Below are 18256 nucleotides of genomic sequence, written 5' to 3'. Positions count from 1 at the left end.
AACGAACTGCGGTTCGAGGATGAGGCGGATCAGGAACAGATCTACGTTCATGCCCAGAAGGATCTGGACCTGCTGACGGAACACAACCGGACCGAGGTCGTAAACAACGATAGCCATCTCACCGTCGGGAATAGCCGGTTTAGCCACATCAAAGGCGACGACCATCGCACTGTGGATGGCGAGCTTCGAGAAAGCATAGGTGGGGATTCCAGTCTCACTGTCAACGGCAGTCATCACAGCAAACAGGGCAAAAACCAGCTCATCGAGGCCGGCAGCGAAATTCACCACAAGGCGGGCATGAAGATCGTTATTGAGGCAGGTGCCGAAGTGACGCTTGCCGCCGGTGGCAGCTTTGTGAAGGTCGATCCCGGTGGCGTGACAGTATCCGGGCCTTCGGTGCGTATGAATTCCGGTGGCGGGCCTGGCAGTGGTAGTGGGGTGGGCGCGAAAGGTCCGGAGTTGCCGGTCGGGCTTACGGAAGGCTCCATTCGGGCTAGCGCCGAGGAACTTGCAGAGACCGGGCAAAGGAGCTCGGGTAAAAGTGCCCCCAAGGTACTGGCAGATTACTCAACATTGCTGAAGGAATCAGCTAACCAGGGAGCGCAAGTCGTTTCCGACTGCGAGTTTGATGAGAATGGACGCTGCAAACTACATTACCACGCTTGATGGTCTGCCGTTGCTGAACGAGGAACCCTCCCGCGCGGACTATGCCGTCATCGACCTCGGCGTTGATGAGCGGTTCCTGAAATTTCTGTACGACTCTGATCAGCAGGGAGTTGTACATTGGCGGAGTCTTCTGGAAAACACCCGATGGCAAGCTTCTTGGCAATCAGGCCCGATTTTTCTGGAGTTTACTGGTAGTCACCAGGTCCGGGAAAGACTGGTAGAGCGGATGACCCGGTTGCCCCTGGGTATCGTCATCGAAACGAGTGAAAGCCCTGATCGGGTTTTCGGTTGGGCTCAGGACTTGTTGCTGGCGCTTGCCGAATCCGATGAACGACTTTTCCGGTTTTACGACCCAAGGTCTTTTCGTCCATTGGTGGCTACCCTCGCGGAAAGATCACGAAGGATAGTGCGCTCCGGAGCGACGATCTATTGGAGCCAATGTGGTGCCTGGTACGGATGCCAGTCGCCAGATCACGCAGAGAGCGAGGACTTTCCCCGGCCTGTTTCATTGTCCCAGGCTGAACTTACCGAGTTACCAAGGTTTCGCTTGGCAGATCGCGCAATCACTTACGCGAGAGTCTACAGGGAGTATCTGCCAGAAAACGGCGACCAAAGAATCTGGGTATTCGAACAACTGCAGGAAGCCTTCACCCTTGGCTTTGAATCCAGCTCATTACAGGAGCGTTGGTTGCGGCTAAGGATTCGAAAGGGTGCTCCTCTATCTGGTTTAAAGAATTTTCGGGAAATCATGAATGAGCCGGCCATGACGCCGGTCGACCGTCTGAACGCTATGGAAAGCGTAATGGAGTTCAAGGATGTCACAGCATAAGGTTCAGTCAGGTGAACAGCGTGAGTTACCGCCGGCCCTGTCAGCTAACGATGACACCAGAGACGATCTGGAATGTTCAGAGTGCTCGATGGTATGTGAGGCGCTTGTGCATGTCACGGGGGAGGAGAATATTGTTTACGCTCTTACCCGGACTCAACTGAAAGATCTGCATCGGGAGATTGAAACGCTCAACGGACCGTTAATCGAGTTGAAAAAGGCGGAAGCTGGGCCGAAAGAGAATATACCGGCGGCTCGGGAAAAGGCCTGGAAGAGTCTGAGAGAGTTGGGTGCGCTCCCTAAGCCCCAGGTCAGCTCCACTGCAAAAGAGCTTCTCAGAGATTATGAGGCTCGTTGGAGAAGAGAGAAACAAAGGCTTGAGCATCAGCGTCGTCGAGAAAAGAGGATTGAATATGAAATCAATCAGATTCGAAACCAGATTCTGTTTCCGGCCAGTCAACGCAATTTGACAGATACCGCGGATCAGCTTTCAGTAAAAGTGTTCGCAACGCTCTGTGCAGAACTGGAGGCGACACTGCCCGGCGTCAAGGCCAAGGTTGAGGCCCACAAACTGATAACCGACGCCAGCAAGCAGGACCTGGATGTCATGGATGAAAGGCTCAGGTTCCTCAGGGCGGCGCTGGAGGCTGAGCTTCAGTATCGGATGGCAAAGAGCGATAAGGAGGCAGATAGCCAGCAAATTCGACAGCTCAGGTATGAAACCCGGGAATTGAAGAAATACACCCGCTGGCCGGATTTCATTGCAGAGGCCGATATTCAGTCTTTGATCAACAAGAAGCAACGACTGAACGAGCTCGATGATGAGCTGATTCCCTACATGGATTACGTCAGCGAATATGCCGCGAAGGTGTCCTGGGCTGTCCGGCTTTGGAATATCATTCATCATGACGAAGTTGAAAAGCACCGTCAGGAGCAGCAGGAGCGCCGGGAACTCATCGTAGATATAGAAAGAACTCTGAGGCGTTTGGTGGAAACCAGCCCTCCTTCGGCTGTCGATGTTCTCGCCAAACCGAACGTTGGCTCGATGAAGGCTCGCCCCCTGGTTGAACTAAAGCATACCGGTGGCGCGGGTTACCGCTACGCCCGCCAGGAAGTTCTGAATCAATTACGCGATAACTGGAAGTCGCTGAAGGTCTCGGATGTTCGTGCAGTTATGAGCGCTGCTGACTTTGAACGGGCCTGGTCCGAGGCGAAAGAGGGTTTGAAGAACGACCGGTCGCTCAAGCTGAAGTTTGCCGAGTGGAAGAGCAAAGAAGACAATTTCTTCAATCAATTGGAAATTGAATTATTCAAGAAAGAAGCTTCGACCGAAGACGGGCGCTTCGCAGCAAGTGCCGAAGCCCAGATGTTCCGGTTCGCCGCTCAGTGCAGCCTGGAAGCCAACTTCGATCCCCAGAAAGACGAGGCTTACATCGGCACCCAAATGCAGGCGGCGTACAGTCTGTTGCAGGGAGAGGCGACCTTTTCGGCCAGGCTGCCGGATGAGGCTGGAGCAAAGGTGCTTCTCGAGTACGAAAATCACCAGGGAAACTCGATAAAGCTCCATTGTGGATACTTCAGGGCAGACGCGGAATACCGGATTCAGGGCTTTGCTGGCGCCTGTCTGTCGCTCGCTGCAAATGCGAAGTTATCCACCGCACCCGGCGAGGTTGATATCTCAGGAGAGACTAATGGTGAAGCTTTTGCTGGTGCGACCTTGAGTAATGAGGCCAGTTTCGGGCTTAAATGGAAGGCGGCTTATCAAGATGTGGAGGGCGCAGCGTCAGAGGTAAGCGAAAGTCGGCGTGAAGCTGACTCGGGTTATCGATCTCTCTTGGACGTTAAACCTGAATTCGCGATCTCAACGGGAATTGGAGCAGGCTTCGATTACCGGGTTTTTATTGTTGACGGCAAACTGCACATGACACTTTCGGGACGCCTCGTCATAGGTCCCGGTGGTGGCGGTGGGATAGCTGCAGAATTAAATGGTGAGCAGATTTGGGAATTGGCGAAGTTCGTAAGATGGTCTTTAGAGCGTAGTGATTTCCGGTTTTTGGACTGGATTGATCGTGGAGCATTCGCACAGTTAGAGCTTCTACTTAAAACGTTTATCTTCACGAGCACGGAGTTTTCGGAGCTCATTGACCAAGGGTTGGATAAAATCGAGAGCTTCTGGCAACGCCTGTGTTCCCCAGATGAAGATCTCAAGAATGTTGCAACGCGTGTCATAGATAGCGAAAACGTCACTCAGCTCACGCCTGGTGCCAAGGCTGATATTTTAGCAGTCCTAGTAAGAGATGGGGCTGGTGCTTTTAGCTTCGATGACCCCTACCGAAGAGCGGCAGATCAAGCAGCCATGAAAATCGTGGGGTCCGTAACAAGTCGTAGGGAGTTGATAGAGGTCTTGAAGCGCATGGGGAACAGTGTTCAACAAAAAGGCGGCTTTCACGATCTAAAGCAGAACTACGTTAAACTATTTGTGCAGCGCCTTTTCCGCTCAGAGTATGCTCCAATAGCTGAAAAATGGTTGTCTGAGTTATATGCCGCCACAGGCGCTTGATCTGAATCGTTTTTAATTCATCGCACACCTGAAGCCCCTGGTTTCTACGGCCAGGGTTTCCGATCCTTTTTGGCGGGTAACAGTGGTGTTTCCTTCAAAGTCGTGAAAGTTGCCGCCACGAACCACACGGTAGGGATCTCCATCAAATATATCTTTTTGGCCCTCTTCGGGGCCTTCCGGGTTCTTTACCGGGGACCGCTCATAATAGTCCTTAAGATATTTGTCGCTAACCCATTCACTCACGTTACCGGACATGTCGTGCAAACCTAGTGGGTTTGGCGGAAATGTTCCAGGTTTCAGTGGCAGCATTCCTTCATAAGTTTGGCCATCGCGGTCAAATAGCTCTGGGCCAGATGCCATAGTTTTATTTGGTATTGCCTGGCCTCCCAAGGTCGCATACTTAGCCAGTCTTCCTCGAGAGCGAGCTGCAAATTCCCACTGTGCTTCCGTGGGCAACGACGTTTTTGCTTCAGTTTCCTGTTTCAGCCATTGGCAAAACGCATTCGCATCTCTCCAAGACGCAACTGCCGGTAAATTACCCGCGAATCTCTTTGGGGCTTTATCACGCATTTGCTCATAACGTCTATCTGAGGGCTCATACCCTGTAACTGCCATAAATAGCTCAAAATCCCCCTGGGTAACTTCATACTTCTGAATATAGAAATCATCCAGAACCACTTTGTGAGGTGGCCAACTGTCTTTGCTACCATCCCACCCCCCGGGATTCCCCATCATAAACTCCCCGCCTTCCACAAAAACCATGGCGTCCATTTGGCGTTGGACCATGTCCTTTGCCTGGGATTCGTAATAAAGGCTGCAGCCGGAAAGGGCAGAAGTGACAACAAGAGAAGAAAAAACAAGGTAACGCATGCTTGCTCCGTGCAATGGTATTAACACTCCATGTGTTGGTCGGATTCTATCAATTTGCTTGAAGCAACAGAATTACCATAGAGATAGTTTGTCCAGATTGGAGGAACCGCGTCTCATCTTGTGACTTTCAAGCCTTGTCGATTCGAGTATAATTTCTGCTCCCGAAAACAGGGCGTTTTCGGGCAAGGAAGAAATAAACCGTCAAAGGAACTGATATGAAAACCTTCAATGCGCTGCGAGTGATCTTTACACTCGTGGGTGTCGGCATGCTTGTCGGCGCTTTTTTCTCTTTCCAGAGTACTTCAACCTTTCTTCAAACCGCGACAGCCACGCAGGGTGTGGTGACTGATCTGATTCGATCCCGGTCCAGTGATTCAAACGCCTATTACCCTCTCGTTCGTTTTGAAGATGAGCAGGGCAGAGCCACAGAGTTCCGCTCATCCAGCGGTAGTAATCCTCCCAGTTACAGCCGAGGTGAAACCGTTCGAGTGCTGTTCATGCCCGGAGATGTCGAGTCTGCAAGAATTGATGGCTTCTTCTCGCTTTGGGGAGCAACCCTCATCGTAGGAGGTCTGGGCGGCGCTTTCTTCCTGGTCGGAGCGGGGATGTTTGTTGTGCCGGCGGTCAGAAACGGCGGGGCGGCCAAACTTCGCAAAACAGGGCAGTTGGTTCAGGGAAACTTCCAGAGCGTCGAAAAGAACCAGATGATCGTAATGAACGGCAAAAGCCCCTATCAGATCGTGTGCCAGTGGCAAAATCCGGTTACGTCCGACATTCATGTTTTCAGGAGCGGCAACCTCTGGTTTGACCCGTCAGAGCATATACAGAGCGACTCTATTCCCGTTTACATCAATCCGACAAACCCGAAGCGCTACTGGGTAGATACGTCCTTTTTGCCGAAGATGGCGCGCTGACCGGGCACTGAAATGTGACTCAGGTGAACCCCGCGTAACCCTCTCCCGGATGCGCCGAGGCACGGGGGAGGGTAGACTGACCGTTTTGAACGCCGGCCCGGATTTATCCGTGGCAGGATTATTCCCAAGGTTTTCAGGGTTCAAATGGACGACCATTCCACAAACAACGACCCGGCGGGACAGAACAAGCGCCCGCTGATTTCATCGGATCTTGCCACACCGATTTACGGGTTGTTCGGCCTCGGCATTCTTTACACTCTGTACGTGGCTCACCAGATTGTCCTGCCCATTATTCTTGCGGTCATGACCAGCCTGCTGCTGTCTCCTCTGGTCAAAAGAGCCTATGTGAAATGGCGTATTCCCCGGGTGGTCAGCTCTCTGGTGTTCGTGCTGCTGGTGCTGGCTGGCATCGTTGGCATCACCCTTGCGGTTGGGACGCCGGCTTTGAAATGGGTGGAAGAGGTGCCCCAGGGCATTTCCAGGCTGCTTGTTGGCGAGAGCGAGATCAGTCGCCAGATTGCCAAGGTAACGGAGTCGGCGGAGCAGGTTGAAAAGTCTGTAGAAGAGATTTCCGAGACGGAACAGAAGCAGCCCACGGCGGTGGTTCTGCAAACAGATTCCTGGCGCAGCCAGTTGATGACCAAAGTCCGTAATGGCATTGCGGGCCTCGCGTTGGCTCTGGCACTGACTTATTTTCTTCTGGTTAGCGGTGATCGGCTGATCCACAATTTCATTCGCCAATTACCGGTAGAGCAACGCAGGACCGTGTTGAGAATGACTCATGAGTCTCAACACCAGATTGCCCAATATCTGGGGGTACTGGGCTTGAGCAACCTTGCTGTGGGCACAACAACCGGGCTGATGTGCTGGGCGTTGGGTCTTCCTGATCCGGCGGTCTGGGGGCTGGTTGCGGGCCTGGCCCGGTTCATTCCCTATCTGGGTAATATTCTCTCGATATCCATGCTGACCATCGTTTCGGCGGTCAGCCTCGATGAGCTCTGGATGATGGCGATTGCGCCCCTCGGATTCCTGGGGCTGACCACACTGGTCGGGCTGTTCATCGAGCCCTGGATCCATGGCTTCCGCATGGCGATTAACCCGGTGATCATATTTGTTTCTATCTTCTTCTGGGGGTGGCTCTGGGGTCCGGTGGGCGTGCTTCTGGCCGTGCCGTTGATGACCGTCATTCAGGTTGTTCTCAAGCAGATTCCCAGGTTGCGTCCGGTCTACAAGGTGATTGCGCGGTAGTCATAATGGATACCCGCAACACGCACTGACACGCCCGGCAAACTCACCTATCCTCTCTGAATACCCGAAATTCAGCAGACAGGGAGGATCACCCGCCCATGATCCCGAATACCATGAAAGCCATGGTTCTCACCGGTCACGGTGATGTCGACAAGCTCGAGTATCAGGATGTGCCTGTTCCCCGTGCGGGGCCCGGCCAGGTGCTTGTTCAGGTGACGGCAACGGCAAAGAACAACACCGACCGCAAAGCGCGGGAAGGGCTCTATCCCACCAAAAAGGGCGAAATGACCTCTTTCCAGATGGGCGGGAAGCCCACGCTGGTTTTTCCCCGGATTCAGGGTGCGGATATCGCAGGCCGTGTCTTGGCCGTTGGTGACGGCGTGGATAAGTCCCGCATCGGTGAACGGGGTCTGCTGGATTTCAACATCTACGCCGATGACCGGCGGGATATCAATCTCACGCCAGACTACTTTGGCCATGGCGCCGATGGCGGATACGCCGAATACGTGGCACTCCCGTCGGACCAGTTCCATCACATCCCCAACGCCGAGCTGGCTGATGCTGAAGTTGCCTCCATGGGCATGTGCTCCTATCAGACTGCTATGCACATGCTAACCTCGGCCAACATCAAGGCGGGAGAACGGGTTTTGGTGACCGGTGCCAGCGGCGGCGTTGGCACGGCCCTGATCCAGCTTTGCCGGATCATGGGAGCTATTCCCTACGCCCTGAGCAAGCGGGACAAGTCGGAAGCTCTGCTGGAGCTGGGTGCTGAGGCTGTGCTGGATCGCTCCGATATGGACTCGTTCGTGGATCGTGTGAAGGCGGAAACCGGCGGCAAACCCATAGACGCTGTGATGGACCTGGTGGGTGGTGAGATGACCGATGTGTTCATCGACACCATGATCTTCGACATGAATGCCCGCAGCACCTATCCACGCCTGAGTATCGCAGGCGCCAGTGGCGGCAATATCAGCGAAATCCTCTGGACCCGCATCTATCTCTACCAGGTGCAGATTTTCGGCGTATCCCATGGTACTCGCGAAGAAGCGGAACAACTGATGGCCTGGATCCGTGAAGGGCAGCTGAAACCGGTTCTGCACGGTGCTTTCCGGCTCTCCGATCTGCATCAGGCAGAAGAGTACTTTGTGAACCGGGGTAGCAATTATCTCGGCAAGATCGTGATTGTTCCCGACTCACAATGGGAAGAACACGGCCAACCCTGGTCACTGGAGCGCGCCTGATGAAACCCGAACTGACCATTCAGTTAATGGATACCCACGCTGGCGGAGACGTCAGCCGGATTGTAACCGGTGGCATTGATCTGTTGCCGGGCGATACCGTTCGGGCGCAGATGGAATACCTTCGGGATGACGCCGATGGCCTGCGCAGGCTGCTGCTGGAGGAGCCCTATGGTGTGCCGGAAATGTCGGTGGACCTGCTGGTGCCGCCAACGGATCCCCGGGCCGCCGCCGGTTACATCATCATGGAAGTGATGGGGTATCCGATCTATTCCGGTTCCAACACTATTTGCACGGCCACGGCCGTGCTTGAATCGGGCATCGTGCCGAAACAGGAAGGCAAGCAGAATTTTATCCTGGAGTCGCCCGCTGGCCTGGTCCAGATCGAGGCCACGGTGCACGATGGTGTCGTCGAGGCCATCACCTGTGAAGGGCTGCCGAGCTATATCCACACCTACGAAGCCAGCATCGACGTGCCGTCTTTGGGAGAGATTACCTACAGCGTTGCCTACAGTGGAGGCTTCTATGCGTTGGTGGATGCGGCCAGCATGGGCTTCGACCTGACCCTGGACGAAGAGCGCAAACTGGCGGAAGCCGCTCACGCCATTGTCGAGGCCATACAGGCTGAGCGTGGCTTCTCCCATTACACGCTGGGTGATGTCGGCCCGCTCCCGTTTCTGCACTTCATGGGGCCTGTGGAGCATGTGGCTGACGGTTATTACCGCTCCCGTTCCGCAACCTATGTCCATCCCGGCGTGATCTGCCGGAGTACAACAGGCACAGGTACCTCGGCCCGCCTGGCCTTAATGAACTACGAAGGCCGTATCAAGCCGGGCGACAAGCTCGAAACCGTCTCCCTGAGAGAGACCGGGTTTATCGGTGAATTTACCTCGATCGAGGAAGAAGGGGAGTATCAGGTGATCAGGAACAGTATCACCGGCAAGGGTTATGTCATTGCCCGTTCCGACATCGTGGTGAACTGTGATGATCCCATGGTGGAATGTGGATCACTGCATCACATCCTGTCGAGCCGCCATAGCGGGAAAATGACCCCCAAAAACTGAACGCCTGTCCTGATTTCCTTACCGGGCGCGGTATGCCTGCCGCGCCGGTTTCCCTCCTCATAAAACGCCGCGGATTTCTTCCTATTTGGTCTAAAGTTTACCTTTACGTAAAGTGAAGCCTGTGCTAAACCTTGACCCGTGCTTTCAATGATAAAAACAACAGGAGTTGAGAATGAGCCTTCCGGAATATACCGACGTTTACAACAACTTCGATCCTGCTGCTCTGGAAGCGGACATCCTGGATGGACGTCTGGATAGCGGGCTCAACGTGTGCCACGAAATCTGTGACAAGTGGGCGGATGACCCCAGTCGGGTTGCGCTCTACTACGAAACAGAGGATGGCGGTGACGGCACCCTGACCTTCGCTGAGCTGAAAGAGGCGTCGGCACGCTTCGCCAATTACCTGAAATCCCAGGGCATCGGGAAGGGTGACCGGGTGGCGGCACTCCTGCCGCGTACTCCGGAGCTGCTGATCGTTATCGCCGGAACCCTTCGTGCCGGCGCGGTGTATCAGCCCCTGTTCACTGCCTTCGGTTCCGGAGCGATTGAATACCGTTTTGAGCGGGCCAGCACCAAGCTGGTAGTGACCAATCCGGAAAACTATCCCAAGCTGAACGACGTCAAGGTCTGCCCGCAGGTTGTTGGTGTCAACGCCAGTCAGATTGGCGCCGACATTCCTGATTTCAAAGAAACCCTGGCGGCCCAGTCCAGCGAGTTTGAGCCGGTCATGATCAAGGGCGACGATCCGTTCCTGCAGATGTTCACCTCCGGAACCGTGGGTAAATCCAAGGGCGTTGCTGTGCCTGCCAAGGCTCTGCTGGCGTTCTACGTCTACATGAAGTACGCCATTGATCTGCGGGACGACGACAAGTTCTGGAATGTGGCCGACCCGGGCTGGGCGTATGGCCTCTATTACGCCGTGGTGGGGCCTCTGTTGATGGGGCACGCTACCCACTTCAATCCGGGCGGTTTTACGCCGGAATCCACCTACGACATGATCCGGAAGTACAAGATCACCAACCTGGCTGCGGCGCCTACGGCCTACCGTCTGCTCAAGGCCAACGATCACGTGCTGCCGGAAGGCGAGAACCTGGGTCTGCGAGTCGCGAGCAGCGCCGGTGAGCCTCTCAACCCGGAAGTGGTGAACTGGATTCGCAACCGCCACTTCTGCCCGGTGAAAGATCACTACGGCCAGACCGAGACAGGCATGACCTGCTGCAACTTCCACGGCCTTGAGCATCCTGTTCGCGAAGGTTCCATGGGCTATGCGTCCCCTGGCCATAAAGTCGTCGCTCTGAACGAAAAGAACGAGGAAGTGGGCGAGGGCGAAGTCGGTCAGCTGGCTGTCGATGTAAAGGCCTCCCCGCTGTTCCACTTCGATGGCTACACCTGGGGTGAGAAGGACCCGTTCGTAAACGGCTACTACCTCACTGGCGACATGGTTATCAACCATGGCAATGGCAACTTCTCATTCAGCGGCCGAGACGATGACATCATCACCACCGCCGGCTACCGGGTTGGTCCGGCAGACGTCGAAAGTACACTGCTTGAGCACGCAGCTGTGGCAGAGTCAGGTGTTGTTGGCAAGCCGGACGAAAAGCGCGGTTCCATCATCAAGGCCTATGTGGTGATCAAGGGCGATTACGCTATTGGAGACGAGCAGGCCCTGAAGGACGAACTTCAGGAATTGGTGCGTCGCCGGCTGTCCACGCACGCCTTCCCCCGGGAAATCGAGTTCGTTGATGAGCTGCCCAAGACACCCAGTGGGAAAATCCAGCGGTTCGTTCTGCGTAATCAGGCCAAGGAAGAAATCGGCGCATGATCATTACGTTTGAAGAGCTGCAGGCCTTCCTTGACGAGCAGTTTCCGCAGGGGGAAGCCTACGGCACCCTGCAGAAGCTCGGGGATGGCTGGGCAGAGATGAAGCTGGACGTGGACGAGGCGCATCTCAGGCCCGGGGGAACCGTCTCCGGGCCGGCTATGATGGGGCTGGCCGATGTCACCCTGTACGCGGCGCTGTTGAGCAAGATTGGACTGGTGCCGCTGGCGGTGACCACCAATCTGAATATCAATTTCCTCCGCAAGCCGGTGGCCCATCAGCCCATCTGGGCCCGTGCCACCATGCTGAAAGTGGGCCGTACCATGGGCGTCGGCGAGGTGTTTGTCTATTCCGAAGGCGCGGAAGAGCCGGTGGCTCATTCCACCATGACCTATTCAATTCCGCCAAACCGGTAGCGTCATGCAGATTCGAGACATGATGGTGGCGGTGGGTGACGGTGTTGAACTGGAAGTCAGGCGGATCCAGCACAAGGAGTCGAAAGGGCCGGTTCTGGTTTTTCTCCATGAATCCCTCGGCAGCATCGCCCTGTGGCGGAAGTTCCCGGAAAAGCTGGCAAAGGCCACCGGTTGCGATGCACTGATCTACAATCGGCAGGGCTACGGCCACTCTTCTGACGAAGAACTCCCTCGCCCTTACGAGTACCTTGAAGTTGCCGGCCATCAATGGTTGCCCCGGTTGCTGGATAAGCTCGAAATCGGCGAGGTTGTGCTGATTGGCCACAGCGATGGCGGTTCCATTACCCTTGTGGCTGCGGGCGCCATGGGTGATCGAGTGAAGGCTCTGGTAACCATGGCCGCGCACATCTATGCGGATCACCTCACTCTCGCTGGAATAGAGGAGATGGCCGTTCGTTACCGGGAGACGGATATCCGGGACCGTTTGGCCCGCCATCACGGCAACCGGACCGACGATCTCTTCAATGCCTGGCAGACAGTCTGGCGAGACGAAGGGTTCCAATCAGCCATGGATTTCAGTCGCTGGCTGGCGGCAATCGAATGTCCGGCTATGATCATTCAGGGGGAGAACGACGAATACGGGGTGCCAGAGCAGGTGACGGACATAGTTGCGGGCATCGGGTCAAATGCACGCGGGGTCTCTCTCGAAGACACCGGGCACTCTCCACACCTGGAAAAGCAGGACCAGGTAGTAGACCTTCTATACGACTTTTTGCGTAGCGAGATCGTACTTAAAAAACAGAATTAGGTGTTGACGTTTACGTATACGTCAATCTAATCTGGTAGACAGATAAAACGCACAACAATAACAAAGGTAGATTGGCTCATGAGTGAACAGTTCGTTCTGGAGACCCGTAACCTTGTCAAGGAATTCAAGGGCTTTGTTGCGGTCGACGATGTGAACCTGAAAGTTCAGAAAGGCCATATTCACGCCCTTATCGGCCCCAATGGCGCTGGCAAGACCACGGTCTTCAATCTGCTCACCAAGTTCCTGATTCCGACCCGGGGCCAGATCCTTTTCAATGGCCAGGACATTACCCAGATGAAGTCCGCGGCCATCGCCCGTCGGGGAGTTGTCCGCTCTTTCCAGATTTCGGCTGTTTTTCCTCACATGACAGCACTCGAGAATATTCGCGTGGCACTCCAGAGCTTCGAAGGTAACTCGTTCGCCTTCTGGAAATCCGGTGACTCCCTTAACAAGCTTAACGATCGTTGTATGGAGCTTCTGGACAGTGTTGGCCTTGCCGATTTTGCCCATACCACCACTGTGGAACTGGCCTACGGCCGCAAACGTGCGCTGGAACTGGCGACGACCCTGGCCATGGAGCCAGAGTTGATGCTGCTTGACGAGCCTACCCAGGGCATGGGCAGCGAGGATGTGGACCAGGTTGTGGAGTTGGTGCGTAAAGCCGCCCAGGGCCGGACGGTGCTAATGGTGGAGCACAATCTGAGTGTGGTCAGCAAACTCTGCGACCGTATCAGCGTACTCGCCCAGGGTTCGATACTGACCGAAGGCGATTACGGGGAGGTTTCCGAGGATCCCCGGGTGCGTGAGGTGTACATGGGTGGCTCTGCAGCCACCAAGCAGGAGACAGCGGAATGAGCCAGGCCCAAAGAAAGGAATACGAACAGCTTCGCATCTCAGGGCTGCATGCGTTTTACGGTGAGTCTCACATTCTCCACGGTATCGACATGGAGGTTCAGAGGGGCGAGCTGGTGACCCTCCTGGGCCGCAACGGTGCCGGCCGCAGCACCACCCTGAAAGCCATTATGAATATGGTGGGCCGTCGCACCGGCTCTATCATGATCAACGGCGAGGAGACGATGTCCTGCGCGCCTCACCACATCGCAAGGTTGGGAGTCGGGTATTGCCCTGAACACCGGGGCATTTTTTCCGGCCTCAATGTCATGGAAAACCTGACACTTCCTCCCGTCGTCCGAAGCGGCGGTATGGGACTGGAAGAAATCTTCTCGATGTTTCCGAACCTGTATGAGCGCCGCACCAGTCAAGGGTCCAAACTCTCTGGTGGTGAACAGCAGATGCTGGCCATGGCGCGGATACTGAGGACAGGCGCCAACATGCTGCTGCTCGACGAAATCACCGAAGGGCTGGCCCCGGTGATTGTTGATAAGCTGGGCGAGGTGCTGATCAAACTGAAAAAGAAAGGCCTGACCATCGTCCTGGTCGAACAGAATTTCCATTTCGCCGCACCGCTGGCGGACCGTCATTACGTGATGGAACACGGCCAGATTGTGGAGGAAATCAGCGCCGACGAGCTTGAAGCCAAGCAGTCGCTGCTGGATAGCTATCTGGGCGTTTAGCGCCTGGACACCCGAAAACCAACGCAACGAACAGTAGCGGAGTAACAACAATGACAATTACCAAAAAGCTTCTGACATCAGCGATTGCATCAGCCATGCTTGTGGGCAGTGCCCAGGCTGAGATATCGGACAACAAAATAAAGATCGGTTACCTGGCCGATATGTCCGGCACCTACCGTGACCTGGCAGGCCCCAATGGCGAGGCTGCCCTGAGAATGGCCATAGAAGACTTCGGTGGCAAAGTTAACGGCGCGGACATTGAAGTGCTGACAGCGGACGACCGTAACAATCCGGACCAGTCGTCCAGCACGGTGCGCCGCTGGCTGGAAGATGACAACGTCGACCTGGTGGCCGGCCTGGTTGCCTCATCTGTCTCCATCGCCGTGACCAAACTCCTCAACGGAAGCGACGCTTTGGGCATCGTCTCTGGTTCTGCCGCCTCCAGCATCACCAACGAACACTGCACACCCAACCATATTCACTATGTGTATGACACTTACCCATTGGCCAACGGTACCGCCAAGGCGGTTGTGCAGGAGGGTGGCAAAAGCTGGTATATCCTGACTGCAGACTATGCATTCGGTCATGCTCTTGAGGGAGACGTCACCCGGGTAGTCGAGGAGAACGGTGGTGAAGTCATCGGTACCAGACGACACCCCTTCCCGACGGACGATTTCTCGTCCTACATCCTACAGGCCCAGTCTTCCGGTGCCGACGTGGTTGCCCTGGCTAACGCCGGTGCGGATACCACCAACGCCATCACCACCGCCGGTGAATTTGGCCTGACCCAGAGCGGCCAGACTCTTGCAGCCCTGCTGCTGTTCCTCACTGACGTTCACGCGCTGGGTGCAGAAACAGCCCAGGGCATCCAGCTCACCACTGGCTGGTACTGGGATCTGAACGATGAGACCCGCGAGTGGTCTGACCGCTTCATGGAAGAAACCGGTGTGCGCCCGACCATGGTCCACGCAGGTATTTACTCCAGCACCATGCAGTATCTGAACGCCGTGAAGGAAGCCGGTTCGGACAAAGCCAGTGATGTCCGCAAACAGATGATGGCAACTCCCATCAATGACATGTTCGCCACCAATGGCAAGATCCGTGAGGACGGCCGCATGGTGCATGACATGTATCTGGCGGAAGTGAAGACGCCGAAAGAGTCCAAGAACGAGTGGGATCTGTACGAGATTCTGCGCACCATCCCGGGAGACGAGGCGTACCGCCCGCTGTCCGAGAGCAAGTGCTCGCTCGTTACCGGTAACTGATGTACTGACCGAGGGGCCGTCCCGCAATCCCGGCGGGGCGGCTACTGATCTGCAGAAACGCAACTCGCCCGTGCCTGTTGCTCTGCTTTTGGAGTTTGTAACATGACCGAGATTCTGGGAGTCCCCACGGCTGTGCTGTCTGGCCAGTTACTGCTCGGGATTATCAATGGCTCCTTCTATGCCTTACTGAGCCTTGGGCTGGCGGTTATCTTCGGCCTGCTCAAAATTATCAATTTTGCCCATGGTGCTATGTACATGCTTGGCGCCATGGTCACCGTCATCATGTTCGACGTGATGGGCATCAACTACTGGGTAGCGCTGTTCCTGGCACCCTTGGTGGTTGGATGCTTCGGCGTGTTGATCGAGTACTTCCTGCTGCGGCGGATCGCCGGGCAGGACCACATCTACAGCCTGCTGCTGACCTTCGGTGTGGCCCTGATGATTCAGGGGATCCTCACCAATATCTACGGGGTGTCAGGCATGCGTTACTCCATGCCCGAGATCTTCAAGGGCGGCATCAGGCTCGACTTCATGTACCTGCCGTATTACCGCGCCTGGATCATTTGTGTGGCCCTGGTGGTCTGCTTTGGCACTTGGTTCGTGATCGAAAAAACCAAGCTGGGTGCCTACCTGCGAGCCGGTACCGAAGACTCCCAACTGATGCAGGGGTTTGGCATCAATGTGCCACTGCTGGTGAGTCTCACTTACGGCTTTGGAGTTATGCTGGCGGCGTTTGCCGGTGTGCTGGCCGCGCCAGTCTATTCCGTTAATCCTGTAATGGGCTCCAATATTCTCATCGTGGTGTTTGCTGTGGTGGTCATCGGAGGGATGGGTTCTATTGCCGGCGCAATTATTACCGGCCTTTTAATGGGCATCATTGAGGGCTTCACCAAAGTGTTTTACCCCGAATTTTCATCCGCGGTCATCTTCCTTGTCATGGTGATTGTACTGCTGATTCGCCCTTCGGGCCTGTTTGGTAAGGAGGCGTGAGATGAGCAATTCTGCTGAAAACCAGAGTGAACTCCAGAAAACAATGATGGGCCAACTGAATGCAGATCGACGCAGGAAATTGATCTTCAACCTGGTGATCCTGGCACTGCTGATCCTGGCTCCGGCTGTGATTTACGCAACCTTCCTGATGAAAATACTGTGCTTCGCCTTGTTTGCAGTGGCATTCAACCTGCTGCTGGGCTTTACCGGCCTGCTGTCTTTCGGCCATGCAGCGTTCCTCGCAGCCGGCGGTTATACCACCGGCTACCTGCTGTCGAGCCACTCCGGGCTAACCACCGAAATGGGCATTATTGCTGGTACCGCTGCGGCCACCGTGTTGGGCTTGCTGTTTGCGATAGTAGCGATCAGGCGGCAAGGTATCTATTTTGCCATGATCACCCTGGCACTGGCCCAGTTGGTGTACTTTGTGTTTGTCCAAGCGCCTTTTACCGGTGGTGAAGACGGCTTGCACGGTGTTCCCCGCGGCCATTTGTTTGGTCTTATCGATCTGGAAAACAACGTGTCCATGTACTACTTCGTGCTGGTGGTGTTTCTGGGCGGTTATCTGCTGGTGCAACGAATCGTTAACTCGCCCTATGGGCAGGTTCTGAAGGCCATCAAGCAGAACGAGCCACGTGCCGTATCACTGGGCTACAACGTTGACCGCTACAAAATTATTGCGTTTGTAATCTCTGCAGGGTTGGCGGGCCTGGCCGGGTCGCTGAAAACCGTGGTGTTCCAGCTTGCCTCCCTTAACGATGCTCACTGGCACATGTCTGGCGAGGTCATCCTCATGACTCTGCTGGGCGGCACCGGAACCCTGCTGGGCCCTGTGGTTGGCGCTACCTTCGTGGTGAACCTCGAATACCAGCTTTCACAAGGCCCATTGGGGGACTGGGTAGATCCGATTCTCGGTTTTATCTTCGTAGTTACCGTTCTGGCCTTCCGCAGCGGCATCGTTGGTGAAATCCAGAAGTTCGTGAAAAAGAATCTGGGCTGAAGCATTCGTCACCCCTGAAAATGCAAAAGGGCCACCCTCAGAGGTGGCCCTTTTCATTGAGTACGTGGTTGCGTTTCGTCGGCTAGAATTCCGCTAACCGACTGGGTGTTCCCACATAAACGTAAACCGCAGAATCGCCGTGGAATGCGACCCGGTGAACCGACACATTCGGTTTGCCAGCCTCGGACGAGCGAAACCGGGTCACCATTCCCGCGTTCTCTCCATCCCGGGTTCTTTCGCCTTCCGTGCTTGTCCAGCTATTACCCAGGCATTGTCCCATCCAGTTGACGGCCTTGTTGTACCTCGTGGTGGCAACCTCGTCGTTGGGCGTGTTGCCGGAGCATACGTAGGCGCTGTCGTTATTCGCCCAGCTCCAGATCTCGCAGTGCCCCCGTATCAATTGCTCTTTCGCATTGTAGACAGTCACCGATCTGAAACCATTTGAGCTGCCCCGATATTGCTCGAATCCTGTCGGATAGTCGGCAACAATTCCTTTCAGTGAGGCGCAGGGATCGTCAACTCCCAGCGACAGCGTATCCTGAACAGAGCATCCCGCCAGGGACAATCCCAACATTACGGCGGTGAACTTCGCGGTCTTGCGGATGGTCATGTGTTGGCTCATTTAGTGAAGGATTTTTGAAGCTCTCGCACAGTCACGCGGGCAAATTCCCGGGTCGCCTGCTCGAGGGATTTCGGATCAATGGTGCTGGAAAACATCTGCCAGATGGCCTTGCCAGAGTCCGTATCGAACAAGGTTGTTCTCAGGATGTATTCGGTCGATTCCTCATAATGGTCTGGAATCGTCATGGTTTCCATATAGGTTACGGAAGCAAGAGCACCGATATTCGTGGTTACCGGATTAAAGACAACCTGGTTGGGCACGTATTCAATCTGTCTATTTTTTCTGACCAGAGAGACGGTTAACACTCCATCTGCCGTCTGTTTCTGCAAGCGCTCCTTTACTTTCTCGCGAAGTGCGTCTGAATCTTCCCAGGGCA

General features: G+C 55.1%; 18 protein-coding genes. 15 read left to right on the top strand and 3 right to left on the bottom strand.

Annotated features, from left to right (window positions below; translation table 11 throughout):
• The 3 genes from ACESMK_RS19605 to ACESMK_RS19595 form a co-directional block, all read left to right on the top strand.
• Window positions 1–666 (top strand): bacteriophage T4 gp5 trimerisation domain-containing protein (locus ACESMK_RS19605; RefSeq protein ID WP_411289514.1); only part of this gene is annotated, 666 nt, incomplete at its 5' end.
• Window positions 635–1495 (top strand): DUF4123 domain-containing protein, encoded by an 861-nt coding sequence (locus ACESMK_RS19600; RefSeq protein WP_373002230.1) that lies wholly within the window; start codon window positions 635–637, stop codon window positions 1493–1495. The genes ACESMK_RS19605 and ACESMK_RS19600, both read left to right, overlap by 32 nt.
• On the top strand, window positions 1482–4052 hold the full coding sequence (locus ACESMK_RS19595) for a hypothetical protein (protein ID WP_373002227.1): 2571 nt from the start codon (window positions 1482–1484) through the stop codon (window positions 4050–4052). Before ACESMK_RS19600 ends, ACESMK_RS19595 begins: the two co-directional genes overlap by 14 nt.
• A gap of 12 nt (window positions 4053–4064) precedes the next feature.
• Here the strand turns inward: ACESMK_RS19595 and ACESMK_RS19590 are convergent, their stop codons facing one another.
• Window positions 4065–4922 (bottom strand): formylglycine-generating enzyme family protein, encoded by an 858-nt coding sequence (locus ACESMK_RS19590; RefSeq protein ID WP_373002224.1) that lies wholly within the window; start codon window positions 4920–4922, stop codon window positions 4065–4067.
• A gap of 215 nt (window positions 4923–5137) precedes the next feature.
• Here ACESMK_RS19590 and ACESMK_RS19585 point away from each other — a divergent pair, with 215 nt between their 5' ends.
• The 12 genes from ACESMK_RS19585 (at window position 5138) to ACESMK_RS19530 (ending at window position 17258) form a co-directional block, all read left to right on the top strand.
• Window positions 5138–5836, top strand: a complete 699-nt coding sequence (locus ACESMK_RS19585) for a DUF3592 domain-containing protein (RefSeq protein WP_373002220.1) — start codon at window positions 5138–5140, stop codon at window positions 5834–5836.
• 144 nt (window positions 5837–5980) lie between these two features.
• Window positions 5981–7084 (top strand): AI-2E family transporter, encoded by a 1104-nt coding sequence (locus ACESMK_RS19580; protein WP_373002217.1) that lies wholly within the window; start codon window positions 5981–5983, stop codon window positions 7082–7084.
• A 98-nt stretch (window positions 7085–7182) separates the two neighbouring features.
• Window positions 7183–8325, top strand: a complete 1143-nt coding sequence (locus ACESMK_RS19575) for a zinc-binding dehydrogenase (protein ID WP_373002214.1) — start codon at window positions 7183–7185, stop codon at window positions 8323–8325.
• A complete protein-coding gene (locus tag ACESMK_RS19570; protein ID WP_373002210.1) occupies window positions 8325–9386 on the top strand; it encodes a proline racemase family protein in 1062 nt (353 codons plus the stop codon). Before ACESMK_RS19575 ends, ACESMK_RS19570 begins: the two co-directional genes overlap by 1 nt.
• Before the next feature lie 172 nt (window positions 9387–9558).
• Entirely contained in the window at window positions 9559–11208 is a 1650-nt protein-coding gene (locus ACESMK_RS19565; protein ID WP_373002207.1) for an AMP-binding protein, read from the top strand.
• Window positions 11205–11621 (top strand): PaaI family thioesterase, encoded by a 417-nt coding sequence (locus ACESMK_RS19560; protein WP_202348699.1) that lies wholly within the window; start codon window positions 11205–11207, stop codon window positions 11619–11621. Before ACESMK_RS19565 ends, ACESMK_RS19560 begins: the two co-directional genes overlap by 4 nt.
• A gap of 4 nt (window positions 11622–11625) precedes the next feature.
• Window positions 11626–12429 (top strand): alpha/beta fold hydrolase, encoded by an 804-nt coding sequence (locus ACESMK_RS19555; RefSeq protein ID WP_373002205.1) that lies wholly within the window; start codon window positions 11626–11628, stop codon window positions 12427–12429.
• Between the two features lie 78 nt (window positions 12430–12507).
• Window positions 12508–13284, top strand: a complete 777-nt coding sequence (locus ACESMK_RS19550) for an ABC transporter ATP-binding protein (RefSeq protein ID WP_373002202.1) — start codon at window positions 12508–12510, stop codon at window positions 13282–13284.
• Window positions 13281–14003 carry an ABC transporter ATP-binding protein gene (locus ACESMK_RS19545; protein ID WP_373002198.1) on the top strand — a complete coding sequence of 241 codons (723 nt, stop codon included), beginning with the start codon at window positions 13281–13283 and terminating at the stop codon, window positions 14001–14003. Before ACESMK_RS19550 ends, ACESMK_RS19545 begins: the two co-directional genes overlap by 4 nt.
• 50 nt (window positions 14004–14053) lie before the next feature.
• Complete coding sequence (locus ACESMK_RS19540; protein ID WP_373002194.1) at window positions 14054–15268, top strand: ABC transporter substrate-binding protein; 1215 nt, start codon at window positions 14054–14056, stop codon at window positions 15266–15268.
• Between the two features lie 102 nt (window positions 15269–15370).
• Complete coding sequence (locus ACESMK_RS19535) at window positions 15371–16258, top strand: branched-chain amino acid ABC transporter permease (RefSeq protein ID WP_373002191.1); 888 nt, start codon at window positions 15371–15373, stop codon at window positions 16256–16258.
• A gap of 1 nt (window position 16259) precedes the next feature.
• Window positions 16260–17258 carry a branched-chain amino acid ABC transporter permease gene (locus ACESMK_RS19530; RefSeq protein ID WP_373002189.1) on the top strand — a complete coding sequence of 333 codons (999 nt, stop codon included), beginning with the start codon at window positions 16260–16262 and terminating at the stop codon, window positions 17256–17258.
• 82 nt (window positions 17259–17340) lie between these two features.
• On the opposite strand, the gene ACESMK_RS19525 is transcribed toward ACESMK_RS19530, so the two are convergent.
• Window positions 17341–17868 (bottom strand): hypothetical protein, encoded by a 528-nt coding sequence (locus ACESMK_RS19525; RefSeq protein ID WP_373002187.1) that lies wholly within the window; start codon window positions 17866–17868, stop codon window positions 17341–17343.
• Window positions 17869–17876: 8 nt separating this feature from the next.
• Window positions 17877–18256 (bottom strand): hypothetical protein (locus ACESMK_RS19520; protein ID WP_373002185.1); only part of this gene is annotated, 380 nt, incomplete at its 5' end.

The organism is Marinobacter sp., assembly GCF_041687235.1.
Lineage (GTDB): Bacteria > Pseudomonadota > Gammaproteobacteria > Pseudomonadales > Oleiphilaceae > Marinobacter.
This window is presented reverse-complemented; position numbering and strand designations above follow the sequence as displayed.